Raw genomic sequence first — 12,493 nt, forward strand, 5'->3', positions numbered from 1 at the left:
GTTTCCGCCGATCGACGCCGCGCGTTACCGCGAGGCAAAGCCGCCATCACACCCGCGCGGCCGCCGGGCGTGAACTGCGCCGACGCCCGGATTCGGGGTGGCTGCGGCCACGTGGCACCGTGGTGGGGTGACAGCACGCGGCAGCGATCCCGGCACCGAGCACGCCCGCGCCCGGGAGTTGTTCGGCTCGGCCCGGCGCATCACGGCGCTGACCGGGGCGGGGGTGTCCACCGCCTCGGGCATCCCGGACTTCCGCGGCCCGAACGGGGTGTGGACGCGGGATCCGCGGGCCCAGCGGCTCACCGACCTCGACTCGTACGTGGCCGACCCGGAGGTGCGCAGGCTCGCCTGGCGCGGCCGAGCCGAGCACCCGGCGTGGGAGGCGGTGCCGAACCCGGCGCACCGCGCGTTCGCCGACCTGGCCGCGCAGGGCCGGCTGACCTCGCTGCTCACCCAGAACATCGACGGACTGCACCAGCGGGCGGGGCTCCCGGCCGGGCTGGTGCTGGAGCTGCACGGTTCGGTGTTCGGCGTGGTCTGCCTGGACTGCGGGGCGACCGGGTCGATGCGGGCGGCGCTGGAGCGCGTCGCCGACGGCGAGGAGGACCCGCCGTGCCGTTCCTGCGGCGGGATCCTGAAGTCCACCACCATCTCGTTCGGCCAGAACCTCGACCCGGACGTGATCCGCGCCGCGCAGCGGGCCGCCCTGGACTGCGATCTGTTCGTCGCGGCCGGGACGTCGCTGACGGTGCACCCGGCGGCGGGGCTGGCGGAGCTCGCGGTGCGCGCCGGTGCGCGGCTGGTGATCTGCAACGCGGAGCCGACGCCGTACGACGAGCTCGCCGCCGCGGTGCTGCGCGAGCCGCTGGCCGAGGTGCTGCCGGAGCTGGCCGCGGTGCCGCTCGCCGAGTCCGGTGAGCCGCTGCGCACCTGGGGCGACCCGAGCACCTGGGGCTGAACCGGCCCTCGCACCCCGCAAGCACCCGAGATCGTCTCGACGATCTCGGGTCGATTCCGTGCTCGCCTGCTCGCCTGCTCGGCTTGAGCGGTTCAGCGCGCCCGAAAAGTCCTGTTCATGCCCTGAAGTACGGCTTGTGGCGCAAGTGGTTCGTGCGACGAATTGCGAGCAGTGGGGTCACGATGCACAGTTGTGCTCGTCCTGTGCGCTGAATGGCGCAACACTGCAAGTCCGAACGGCCTAGTTCGGTGCCTGGAGGTGGCGGTCGTGCGGCGACCTCGACTACTGCCCGGCGGTCTGGTGCTCGCCTCCGCGTTCGCCCTCGCGCTCCCGCTGGCCGCGGCCGGCGCGCCGGAACCCCCGGCGCGACCTGACGACGGCGAGATCCAAACACAGCGCGACCGGGTCGGCGACCGGGCGGACCGCGTCGGCGAGCTCACCCAACGCCTCTCCGAAGCCGAGACCCGGCTGACCGAGCTGAGCGCGCGGGTGGAGCTGGCGATGGAGGACGCCAACAAGGCGCGCGTCGACCTGGACCGCGCCGAACTCGCCCGCTCCCGCGCGGAGCAGACCGCGGCCGGTGCCCAGGGCCAGGCCAACGCGGCCGCCGACGAGGTGGAGCGCCAGCGCGCCCGGCTCGACGAGTTCGCGGCGGGCAGCTACCGGCAGGGCAGCAAGCTCGGCTCGCTCACCGCGTACGTGGGCGCCCGCGGGCCGGACGAGCTGCTGGAGCGCGCCGAACTCCTCGACACCGTCGGGCGCACCCAGCTCGACGTGCTCGACGACCTGGAGCGGTCCCGCATCGACCGGGTCAACAAGGACTCCCTCGCGCGCGAAGCCCTAGAGGAAGCGGCCGCGGCCCGCGCCACCGCCGCCGAGGCGAAGGGACGTGCCGACACCGCGCAGCAGGCCGCGATCGCCGCCCGCGCCTCGCAGGCGAGCACCTCCGCGAGGCTGGAGGCCGAACGCTCCGGCGTGCAGCAGGAGCTCACCGCCGCCCGCGCCGCCGTGCGCGGGCTGGAATCCCAGCGCGACCGCTACGAGGAGTGGCTCGAGGCGAGCCAGGCGGCGCAGGCCCAGCAGGCGGCCGAGGCGCAGGCCGCCGCCGGGAACGCGCAGGGCGGCCCCGCGCCGGACTCCGACGACGACACCGAGGTCGCCACCGGTTCGGTGGAGACCGTCGTGCGGCGGGCGCTCTCCCAGCTCGGCATGCCCTACGCGTGGGGCGGCGGCAACTCCAGCGGCCCGACCCGCGGCATCCGCGACGGGGGAGTGGCCGACTCGTACGGCGATTACCAGAAGATCGGGTTCGACTGCTCCGGGCTGATGATCTACGCGTTCGCCGGGGCGGGGGTGCAGCTCGACCACTACAGCGGCTACCAGTACCAGTCCGGCACCCAGGTGCCGCTGTCCTCGATGCAGCGCGGGGACATGCTGTTCTGGCGCAGCGGGGGACGGGTGCATCACGTGGCGCTGTACTTGGGCGGTGGCCGGATGGTGGAGGCGCCGTACTCGGGTTCGAAGGTGCGGGTCACCTCGGTGCGGTACGCGGGCATCGCGCCCTACGCGGTCCGCCTCCTCTGATCGGTTCCGACGGCGGTCGTGCCGGGTTGTCCCCACCGGCACGACCGCCGCCGTGCGTTCCGGGGTGGGGTGCCCGCGCCGCGGCGGCGGTGCTGCGGTAGGCATCGGGGCGTGGTGGACGAATTCGCAGCGGTGGTCCTCGCGGGCGGGAGCTCCCGCCGGCTCGGGGGAGTGGACAAGCTCGCGTTGAGCACCGGTGGCCGCACCTTGCTGGCGCACACCGCGCTGGCGGTGCGCGACGCCGACCCGGTGGTGGTGGTCGGGCCGCGGCGGCCGGTGCCGGTGCCGGTGCGGTGGGCGCGGGAGGATCCGCCCGGGTCGGGTCCGCTCGCCGGGCTGCACGCGGGGCTGGAGGAGGTCCCGTTCGAGCGGGGCCTGGTCGCGGTGCTGGCCGCCGATCACCCGGGGCTCTCGGCCGGGACCGTGGCGCGGCTGCGCGCGGCGGCGGCGGAGTCCGGCGCGGTGCTGGTGGACGCGGACGGCGCGGTGCAGTGGCTGCTGGGCGTCTGGCCGGTCGACGTGCTGCGCGCGGCGATGCCGGAGCAGGTTCGGGACCGGCCGGTGCGCGCGTTGTTCGGCGCGCTGCACCCGGCGCACGTCCCGGCGGTGGGGGCGGAGGCGGCCGACGTGGACACCCCGCAGGACCTGCACCGCCTGGGCTGAGCGGCCCGGGGCCCGCTGGGAGGGCCCGGGTGGCGCCGCGCTCGAACGATCAGCGGGTGCGTGAGCGCAGGAGTGCGCGTCCGGATGTTCATTGGCTCGGTAACTTCAGTGTTGACTGAAATCAATCCGCCCGCGCGGCCTCGCCCTCCGACGTCCGGCCGAAAACGGCCAGGAGGAGGGAGATCGCTTCACAGGGGCCACACCGCCGGTGCGGTTCACTGCGAACCTGGCCGGGTGCCCCCTCGCGCGACCGGGGCGCGCCCGTGCCAAGATCGCTGCGAAGTGCGCTCGGCGCGCGAGCGCCCACGTCCGCCGAGGCCCGGCGGCCCGGCACCGCGGCGAACGCCCGAAGCGACCAGGGAAGCGAACGAGAGGTGTCGAAGTGACCGAGGCCGGCGAGGGCGGAGCGGCGCCCGCGGACCAGGTGAGCACACCGGCCCGGGACGCGCAGTTGCTCGAACGCACCGTGTTCGAGGTCAAGCGGATCATCGTCGGGCAGGACCGGCTCGTCGAACGGGTCCTGGTCGGCCTGCTGGCCAAGGGCCACGTGCTGCTCGAAGGCGTGCCCGGCGTGGCCAAGACGCTCGCCGTGGAGACCTTCGCGAAGGTCGTCGGCGGCTCGTTCTCCCGCCTGCAGTTCACCCCCGACCTGGTGCCCGCCGACATCCTCGGCACCCGGATCTACCGGCAGGGCAGTGAGCGCTTCGACGTCGAGCTCGGCCCGGTGCTGGCGAACTTCGTGCTGGCCGACGAGATCAACCGCGCGCCCGCCAAGGTGCAGTCGGCGCTGCTGGAGGTCATGGCCGAGCGGCACGTGTCCATCGGTGGCGAGAGCTTCCCGATGCCGAAGCCGTTCCTGGTGCTGGCCACCCAGAACCCCATCGAGAACGAAGGCGTCTACCCGCTGCCGGAGGCGCAGCGGGACCGGTTCCTGTTCAAGCTGCAGGTCGAGTACCCCTCGGCCGAGGAGGAGCGGGAGATCGTCTACCGGATGGGCGTGGCGAGTCCCGAGCCGACGCCGGTGCTCGACGCCGACGAGCTGACCCGGCTGCAGGACGTCGCCGCGCAGGTGTTCGTGCACCACGCGCTGGTCGACTACGTCGTGCGGCTGGTGCTGGCGACGCGCACCCCGAACGACCACGGCCTGTCCGACATCGCCGGGTGGGTGTCCTACGGCGCCTCGCCGCGAGCGAGCCTCGGCATCGTCGCCGCGTCCCGGGCGCTGGCGCTGGTCCGCGGCCGCGACTACGTGCTCCCGCAGGACGTGGTGGACGTGGTGCCGGACGTGCTGCGGCACCGGCTGGTGCTGTCCTACGACGCGCTCGCCGACGGGATCCCGGTCGACCACATCGTCAACCGGGTGCTGCAGACCGTGCCGCTGCCGCAGGTCTCGGCGCGTCCGCAGGCGAACCCGCCGCAGGCGCAGCCCGGGTACGGGCAGGCGCCGGTCGGCCCGCCGCCGCAGTACTGACCCGCGGCCGCGCGCCCATGACCCACTCGACGAACGAGGAGCGATCAGCCGTGCCGGTGAGTTCCGCCCAGGCAGGTGCGGACCGCCCGTCCTGGGCCCCGCCGGAGCTGGAAGGGCCCCGGCTGCACGCCGCACTGCGCTCGCTGGAGCTGACCGTGCGCGGCCGGCTCGACGGCCTGCTGCAAGGCAACCACCTCGGCCTGGTACCCGGTCCGGGCACCGAGCCGGGGGAGGCGCGGGTCTACCAGCCCGGCGACGACGTGCGGCGGATGGACTGGGCGGTCACCGCCCGGATGTCCGAACCGCACATCCGGCAGACCGTGGCCGACCGCGAGCTGGAGACCTGGGTGGCGATGGACCTGTCGCCGAGCCTCGACTTCGGTTCCGCGGCCTGCGACAAGCGGGAGCTGGCGATCGCGGCGCTGGCCGCGGTGACGCACCTGACCAGCGGCGGCGGGAACCGGATCGGTGCGGTGGTGGACAACGGCACCGGGCCGGTGCGGCTGCCGGCGCGCGGCGGGCTGGGGCATTCGCGGGGGCTGCTGCGCAAGGTCGCCGAGACCGCGCGGGCGGACGAGGGGACCCGGGGTGACCTGCCGCGGCTGCTGGAGTCGTTGCGGCGCCCGCCGCGGCGGCGGGGCCTGGCGGTGGTGGTCTCCGACTTCCTCGGCGAGCTGGACTGGCAGCGCGCGCTGCGCGGGCTCGGCGCCCGGCACTCGCTGCTCGCGGTCGAGGTGCTCGACCCGCGAGACCTGGAGCTGCCGGACGTCGGCACCGTGGTGCTGTCCGATCCCGAGACGGGGGAGCAGCGGGAAGTGCGCACGACACCGGTGCTGCGCAAGGAGTTCGCTGCCGCGGCCGCGGCGCACCGCGAGGAGGTCGCGGCGGCGCTGCGGCGAGCTGGCTGCGCGCACCTGGTGCTGCGAACGGATTCGGATTGGATCGCCGACGTGGTGCGGTTCGTGGTGGCCCGCAAGCGCGGATGGTCCGGAGGAACGGCGTGATGTTGAGCTTGTCGGGTTTCACCGCGCCGTGGTGGTTCCTGCTGCTGCTGGTGGTCGCCGCGCTCGTCGGCGGGTACGTGTGGGCGCAGCAGCGGGCGCGCAAGGAGGCGCTGCGGTTCAGCAACCTGGCGGTGCTGGACCGGGTGGCGCCGAAGCGGCAGGGCTGGCCCAAGCACGTGCCCGCCGCGCTGCTGGCCGTCGCGATGATCCTGCTGACCGTGGCGCTGTCCGGGCCGACCGCGGAGCAGCGCATCCCGCGGAACCGGGCGACGGTGATGCTCACCGTGGACGTGTCGCTGTCGATGATGGCCAAGGACGTCGAGCCGAGCCGCCTGGAGGCGGCGAAGATCGCGGCGAAGGAGTTCGCCGACAAGCTCACCCCCGGCATCAACCTCGGACTGGTGTCGTTCGCGGGCACCGCCACCGTGATGGTGATGCCCACGACGGACCGCACGGCGGTGAAGCAGGCCATCGACAACCTCTCGCTGTCGGAGGCCACCGCGACCGGTGACGGCATCAACGCGTCGATGTCGGCGATCGACTCCTTCGGCAAGATGGTCGGCGGCCCCGGTGGCGCGCCGCCCGCCCGGATCGTGCTGATGGCCGACGGCGGGCAGACCATCCCGCGCGACATGAACGCTCCGCGCGGTGCCTACACGAAGGCGGGGGAGGCGAAGAAGGCCGGCATCCCGATCACCACGATCTCGTTCGGCACCGATTACGGCACGATCGACATCGAAGGCCAGTCGCAGCCGGTGGAAGTCGACGACGAGGCCATGGAGGAGATCGCGGACCTCTCCGGCGGCGAGTTCCACAAGGCCGCCAGCGCCGAACAGCTGCGCCGCGTCTACGACACGTTGGGCGAGCAGATCGGCTACGAGATCAAGCACACAGACGCCAGCAAGCCGTGGTCGGTGCTGGGTACGCTCACCGCGATCGTCGCGGCGGTGCTCTCGTTGCTGCTGGGGCGACGTCTGCCCTGACGCCGCAGAGCACGGGAGCCCGAGGTGAGCAGTGCCGCCGGTGCGGTGGAATTCCTCCGCGAGTTCGTGAAGTCCCCGGCGACGACGGCCGCGGTGGGCCCCAGCTCCCGCCACTTGGCGCGGGACATGGTGGCGCCGATCCCGGCCACCGGTGATCCGGTGGTGGTGGAGCTCGGACCCGGGACGGGCGCGTTCACCGAGGCGATCCAGCAGCGGCTCGGCGGCCGGGGCACGCACCTGGCGGTGGAGCTCAACCAGCGGTGGGCGGAGTCGTTGAGCGCCCGGTTCCCCGAGGTGGACGTGGAGTGCGCCGACGCCCGCGCGTTGCCGCGGCTGCTGGCGGAGCGGGGCGTGCGGGCCGACGTGGTGGTCAGCGGGCTGCCGTGGGCGGCGCACGCGCCGCAGGGCGGGGTGCCGCTGATCCGGCTGATCGCGGACTCGTTGACCGAGCAGGGGGCGTTCACGCAGTTCGCGTACACGTGGACGCGGTGGGCGGCTCCGGCGCGGCGGCAGCACGCCGACCTGCGCGCGACCTTCGAGGAGACGGTGCTGAGCCGCACGGTGTGGCGGAACGTGCCGCCCGCGCTGGTGTACCTGGCGCGGCGTCCTCGCTGATCTTCGAGTCGGACGCCGGCCGCGCGAGCGGGCAGGCGGTCAGTCCCGCGGCCTGCGCAGCAGGACGAGCCTGCCGAGCGGGCTGGCGACGATCTGCGGTTCGTCGAACCCGGCCGCGGTGCCCTCGGTGGCGAGGTCTTCGGCCGACACGCCGAACGCGACCCGCTGGCGGCGGTGGAACAAGCGGTCCAGCGCACCGCGGGTGCCGGGGTCGTCCTGGGCGGGGAACAGTTCCTGGACCAGCAGCAGGCCACCGGGGCGCAGGGCGCGGCGGATGGCGGCGAGGGTGCCGGCGCGGGCTTCGGCAGGGAAGAACGCCTGGGCCCAGTAGCAGACCTCGAAGGCGTCCGCGTCCGGCAGCTCCCGGGCGTCGGTGACGCGCACGTCGAGCCGGTCGGCGACCCCGGCGTCCGCGGCGCGGGCGGTGAGCTCGGCGGCGACGGCGGGGACGACCTCGACGCCGACGGCGCGCAGCCCGTCGTGCAGGGCGAGCGTGGTCAGCAGCGCGCCGCCGACGCCGCTGCCGACGTCGAGCAGCGGGCCGCCCCGCGCCAGCCGGTCCTGGTAGTCGGGCAGGGCCTGGTAGAGCACCTGGTACAGCTGCCGTGCGCCGTCCTCGGGCCGCACGCCCCAGCCGCGGGCGAGCCGCAGCGCCTGCTCGCCGTCGAGGTCGTGCTGCCGCTCGGCGGGCAGGACGGCTCCTGCGACGCGGTCGCGGGCCAGGTCCGCGGCGTCGAGCACGGTCGGCACGTCGACGCCGGAGGCTCCCGCGAGCAGGGCGTCGAAGGCGGGGGTGAGCCGGAACGCGTCGTCCTGGTGCTGCACGACGCCCGCCGAGGTGAGGGCGGCCAGCACGTCCTCGGTCTGTTCGGCCGGGGTGCCCGTGGCCTCCGCCAGCCGGGCGGCGGTGGTCCCGTCCCGCAGCCGGTCGAGCCAGCCCGCGCGGTGCGCGGCGCGGAACAGTTCGAAGAGCTCCAGGCCTTCCGCCCAGCCCTGCACGGTGGCGCGCGCCGCGAGGGCGGACTGGAGTCCGTCGAGGCCGGACGCTCCGCTGTCGTGCACTGCCGCTCCTCGGGTCCGTTGGGCCGTTCCATGATCGACAGTACTCCGCCGGGGTGCGGTGGTGCGGTTGCGGGCGGTGCGGTCCGGTTCGCGGTGAATGCGACTCCTGTCCGGTGTTCGTGCTGGTCAAGGCGGTGTGGCTGATCGATCCGGTGGGGCTGGTCATGGTCGGTGGGCGTGTCCGCCGAGCCGTGCCCGGGTTACGTTCGTCCGATGGCGGATGAGGTGGTCTCGGGATTGGGTGAGATCCCGCTGCTCGTGGAGCTGGGGAGCGCGCTGCTGCTGTCCAGCCTGGTAGGGCTGGAACGCGAGGTGCGGGCCAAGAGCGCGGGTCTGCGCACGCACACCCTGGTCGGGGTGGGTGCGGCGCTGTTCATGCTGGTGTCGAAGTACGGCTTCGGGGACATGCTGGAGTTCGACCGGGTGTCGCTGGACCCGTCGCGGGTGGCCGCGCAGGTCGTGTCGGGCATCGGGTTCATCGGCGGCGGATTGATCTTCGTGCGGCGGGACGTGGTGCGGGGGCTGACCACGGCGGCGACGGTGTGGCTGGTCGCGGCGATCGGGATGGCCTGCGGTGGTGGCCTGGTGCTGCTGGCGTCGGCGACGACGCTGGTGCACTTCCTGGTGGCGGTGGGGTATCCGCGGCTGCTGCAGCTGCTGCGCGGGGTGCTCCGGGAGCCGCAGATCGTGCGGGTGGGCTACCTGGACGGGCACGGGGTGCTGCGCGAGGTGCTGACGCTGTGCACGAGCCGCGGGTTGAAGGTGCTGGACCTGCAGGTGGAGCGCGAGGACACCGACGACGAGGACCAGCGCACCGCCGTGGTCGCGGTCCGGCTGCAGGGCAAGCAGCCGGTGGCGGGACTCGTCGAGGAGATCAACGGCTTCCCCGGAGTGCTGCACGCCGCGGTCGGCGACTCCGCGGAGGCGGGGATTTGATCGTCCTGCTGCTGGGAGATGGGTCGGGTGCGGAACCTCGGCGGTTCCCTCGCTGCGGGCAGTCCGTACACGGCGACATCGCTGTCCTCGCGAGGGAACCGCGGAGAACCCGTGGGTGGTCCGGTTGATCGGGTGGTCGCTGGCTCAGCGGCTGCGCCGCTGACAGGAAACGGCCGAAGATCCGCCGGGCAGGTTCGAAGGCGGGCCTCACCCGTCGAGGGCTCGGCGGACCAGGGTGGCCAGGTGGACCGGTTCGACGTCGGTGGCCTGGCGGATCTGCAACCGGCAGCTGAAGCCGTCGGCGACGACCGAGGTGCCGGGTTCGGCGGCGCGCACCGCGGGCAGCAGGGCCTGCTCGGCGCAGTCCATCGACACCTCGTAGTGGCCGCGTTCGAAGCCGAAGTTCCCGGCGAGGCCGCAGCAGCCGGCGTCGAGGACCTCGGCGTCGGTCCCGGTGGCGGCGAGCGCGGCCCGGTCGGCGTCGAAGCCGAGCTCGGCGTACTGGTGGCAGTGCCGCTGCACGAGGGCCTTGCCGCCGCCGGTGCGCTGCCAGCGCTCGCGGGTGGGTTCGACGTGTTCGGCGAAGGTGCGGGTGGCGGCGGCGAGCGCCTGCACGTCCGGGTCGTGCGGGGCGAGTTCGAGGGCGTCGCCGCGCAGGAACGCGGTGCAGCTCGGTTCGAGCCCGATCACCGGTAGCCCGGCGTCGATCCGCGGGCGCAGCAGGCGCGCGGTGCGCTGCACGACGCGGCGGGCGGTGCCGAGCTGCCCGGTGGAGGCCCAGGTCAGCCCGCAGCACACCGGTTCGCGGGGGAGTTCGACGGTGTGGCCGAGGCGTTCGAGGGCGAGGACGGCGTCGCGGCCGATGTGCGGGTCGAAGTGGTCGGTGAAGGTGTCCGGGAACAGCAGCGCGGGGGCGCCGCCGGGGGTGCTCGGGTGTTCGCGGTGGGTCCACCAGGACCGCAGGCTGCGTCCGGCGAGCTGCGGCATCCGCCGTTCGGGCGCGATGCCGCCGAGTCGTTTGACCAGCGGTGCCGCCGGGCCGTCGAGCATCGCGTTGACCAGGCCGGGCGCGATCCGGCCGAGGGCGAGCCACAGCGGCAGGAAGCCCATCGAGTAGTGGGAGGCGGGCCGCGGCCGGTGCCGGTAGTGGTGGTGCAGGAACTCGGCCTTGTAGGTCGCCATGTCGACACCGACGGGGCAGTCGGTCTTGCAGCCCTTGCACGAGAGGCACAGGTCGAGCGCCTCGCGGACTTCGCGGGAGCGCCAGCCGCCGCGGATCAGCGAGCCGTTGAGCATCTCGAACAGCAGGTGGGCACGGCCTCGGGTGGAGTGCTGCTCGTCCTTGGTGGCCCGGTAGCTGGGGCACATCACCCCACCTGTGGTGTTCAGGCACTTGCCCATGCCGACGCAGCGCCTGCTGGCGGGCGCGAGGTCGCCGCCGTCGGCGTGCAGCGCCAGCTCGGTGCGGGTGGGGATGTTCGGCGGGGCGACCAGCAGCCGCAGGTCGGCGTCGACGGGCCGGGGCCGCACGATCTGGCCGGGGTTGAGCAGGTCGTCGGGGTCGAAGGCCGACTTGAACCGCTCGAACGCGCCGATGATCTCCGGCGGGTACATCCGGGACAGCAGCGCCGAGCGGGCCCGCCCGTCGCCGTGCTCGCCGGAGACCGAACCGCCGTGGGCGACGACGAGGTCGGCGGCGGCCTCCAGGAACTCGCGGTAGCGGGCGGCGCCGGGGCCGTCGAGCAGGTCGAAGTCGACGCGCACGTGGATGCAGCCGTCGCCGTAGTGCCCGTAGGTGACGCCCTTGCGCCCGAACCGGGCCAGCAGCGCGTCGAACTCGCGCAGGTAGGCGCCGAGCCGTTCCGGCGGCACGGCGGCGTCCTCCCACCCGGACCAGCGCTCGGAGCCGTCGGCCATCCGGGTGGAGTAGCCGGAGCCCTCCTCGCGGATCTTCCACAGCGCGCCCATCCGGGCCGGGTCGGTGTGCACGACGGCTTCGGCGCGGGAGCCGATCGCGCGGCGGACGCGTTCGGCGGCGTTCTCGGCGTCGCGCCGGTCGGTGCCGCCGACCTCGACGAGCAGCCAGCTGCGGCCGCCGGGCAGCAGCCGCAGCGCGGGGGAGGAGGGGTTGCGGACGCGGACCACGTCGACGAGTTCGGCGCTGAGCCCTTCGATGGCGAGCGCGTCGAGCCCGCGCAGCCGGGTGACCTGGTCGGCGGCGGCGTAGCTGTCCTCGAAGCCGAGCACGATCATGGCGCGCGCGGCGGGTGTCTCGACGAGTTCGACGGTGGCGCCGAGCAGCACCGCGCAGCCGCCTTCGGTGCCGGTCAGCGCGCGGGCCAGGTGGAACCCGTTCTCCGGCAGCAGCTGTTCGAGGTTGTAGCCGGACACCCGCCGGGTGAGGTCGGGGAACGAGGCGCGCACCTGCTCGGCGGTGTCGTCGCGCAGCGCCCGCAGCTGCTGGTAGAGCCGTCCGGTGCGGTCCTCGCGGGCGCACAGCGCGTCGAGCTCGGCGGGGGAGGTCTCCCCGACGGTGAGCCGGGTGCCGTCGGAGAGCAGCACGTCCAGCGAGCGCACGTTGTCGACGGTCTTGCCCCAGGCCACCGAGTGGGTGCCGCAGGAGTTGTTGCCGATCATGCCGCCGAGGGTGCAGCGGCTGTGCGTGGACGGGTCGGGCCCGAACGCGAGCCCGTGCGGCTTCACTGCGGCCTGCAGGACGTCGAGCACCACGCCCGGTTCCACGGTGGCCAGCCGCCGCTCGGGGTCGACGTCGAGGATGCGGTTGAAGTGCCGGGAGAAGTCCAGCACCAGCCCGGGTCCGCAGGCGTTGCCCGCGATGCTGGTGCCCGCGCCGCGGCCGGTGATCGGCACCCGGTGCTCGCGGGCGACGGCGACCGCGGCGGCCACGTCCCCGGCGTGGCGGGGGTGCACGACGCCGAGCGGCACCTGCCGGTAGTTCGAGGCGTCGGTGGAGTACAGGGCGCGGGTGCCGGGGTCGAACCGGGCGGGTCCGTCGAGCACGCCGCGCAGCGCTGCGGCGAGTTCGGCGGGGTCGGGCTGGGGCGCGGTGGTGGTCGCGGCGGTGGTGGTCAAGCGAGAACTCCTGTCCTGGCCGTGGGCAGGTGCGGTCGGGGATCGCGGTCCGGGATCGCGGCTGTACGCACCGTAGGTCTTCGCGGGGCCGGAAGGCGGTGTCCACTGTCGGCGCGCCACCGCT

10 protein-coding genes are annotated in these 12,493 nt (G+C 74.0%); 8 read left to right on the forward strand and 2 right to left on the reverse strand.

The features are described from left to right. The first annotated feature begins 127 nt into the window (after positions 1 to 127). The 7 genes from H1226_RS13140 (at position 128) to H1226_RS13170 (ending at position 7,278) form a co-directional block, all read left to right on the forward strand. Positions 128 to 958 (forward strand): SIR2 family NAD-dependent protein deacylase, encoded by an 831-nt coding sequence (locus tag H1226_RS13140; RefSeq protein WP_373690053.1) that lies wholly within the window; start codon positions 128 to 130, stop codon positions 956 to 958. 267 nt (positions 959 to 1,225) lie between these two features. Then, on the forward strand, positions 1,226 to 2,542 hold the full coding sequence (locus H1226_RS13145) for an NlpC/P60 family protein (RefSeq protein ID WP_258349238.1): 1,317 nt from the start codon (positions 1,226 to 1,228) through the stop codon (positions 2,540 to 2,542). Between the two features lie 111 nt (positions 2,543 to 2,653). Then, a complete protein-coding gene (mobA, locus tag H1226_RS13150; RefSeq protein ID WP_258349239.1) occupies positions 2,654 to 3,205 on the forward strand; it encodes a molybdenum cofactor guanylyltransferase in 552 nt (183 codons plus the stop codon). 382 nt (positions 3,206 to 3,587) lie between these two features. After that, positions 3,588 to 4,676: an AAA family ATPase gene (locus tag H1226_RS13155; protein WP_224957430.1), complete on the forward strand. Its 1,089-nt coding sequence runs from the start codon at positions 3,588 to 3,590 to the stop codon at positions 4,674 to 4,676. Between the two features lie 50 nt (positions 4,677 to 4,726). Then, on the forward strand, positions 4,727 to 5,680 hold the full coding sequence (locus H1226_RS13160; RefSeq protein WP_258349240.1) for a DUF58 domain-containing protein: 954 nt from the start codon (positions 4,727 to 4,729) through the stop codon (positions 5,678 to 5,680). Positions 5,681 to 5,682: 2 nt separating this feature from the next. After that, positions 5,683 to 6,663: a VWA domain-containing protein gene (locus H1226_RS13165; RefSeq protein WP_224957467.1), complete on the forward strand. Its 981-nt coding sequence runs from the start codon at positions 5,683 to 5,685 to the stop codon at positions 6,661 to 6,663. 24 nt (positions 6,664 to 6,687) lie between these two features. Further along, positions 6,688 to 7,278, forward strand: coding sequence for a class I SAM-dependent methyltransferase (locus H1226_RS13170; protein ID WP_258349241.1), 591 nt, complete (start codon positions 6,688 to 6,690; stop codon positions 7,276 to 7,278). A 39-nt stretch (positions 7,279 to 7,317) separates the two neighbouring features. On the opposite strand, the gene H1226_RS13175 is transcribed toward H1226_RS13170, so the two are convergent. Continuing rightward, positions 7,318 to 8,340, reverse strand: a complete 1,023-nt coding sequence (locus H1226_RS13175; protein ID WP_258349242.1) for an SAM-dependent methyltransferase — start codon at positions 8,338 to 8,340, stop codon at positions 7,318 to 7,320. A gap of 213 nt (positions 8,341 to 8,553) precedes the next feature. Here H1226_RS13175 and H1226_RS13180 point away from each other — a divergent pair, with 213 nt between their 5' ends. Then, positions 8,554 to 9,276 carry an MgtC/SapB family protein gene (locus tag H1226_RS13180; RefSeq protein WP_224957436.1) on the forward strand — a complete coding sequence of 241 codons (723 nt, stop codon included), beginning with the start codon at positions 8,554 to 8,556 and terminating at the stop codon, positions 9,274 to 9,276. A 207-nt stretch (positions 9,277 to 9,483) separates the two neighbouring features. Here H1226_RS13180 and H1226_RS13185 read toward each other — a convergent pair whose 3' ends face one another. Continuing rightward, complete coding sequence (locus H1226_RS13185; protein WP_258349243.1) at positions 9,484 to 12,369, reverse strand: FAD-binding and (Fe-S)-binding domain-containing protein; 2,886 nt, start codon at positions 12,367 to 12,369, stop codon at positions 9,484 to 9,486. Between the last annotated feature and the right edge of the window lie 124 nt (positions 12,370 to 12,493).

The organism is Saccharopolyspora gregorii, assembly GCF_024734405.1.
In the GTDB taxonomy this organism is placed as follows: domain Bacteria; phylum Actinomycetota; class Actinomycetes; order Mycobacteriales; family Pseudonocardiaceae; genus Saccharopolyspora_C; species Saccharopolyspora_C gregorii.

Bases quoted from the DNA above. Each gene is read 5' to 3' on its own strand.
- H1226_RS13180 (WP_224957436.1), top strand. From the start codon at position 8,554: ATGGCGGATGAGGTGGTCTCGGGATTGGGTGAGATCCCGCTGCTCGTG.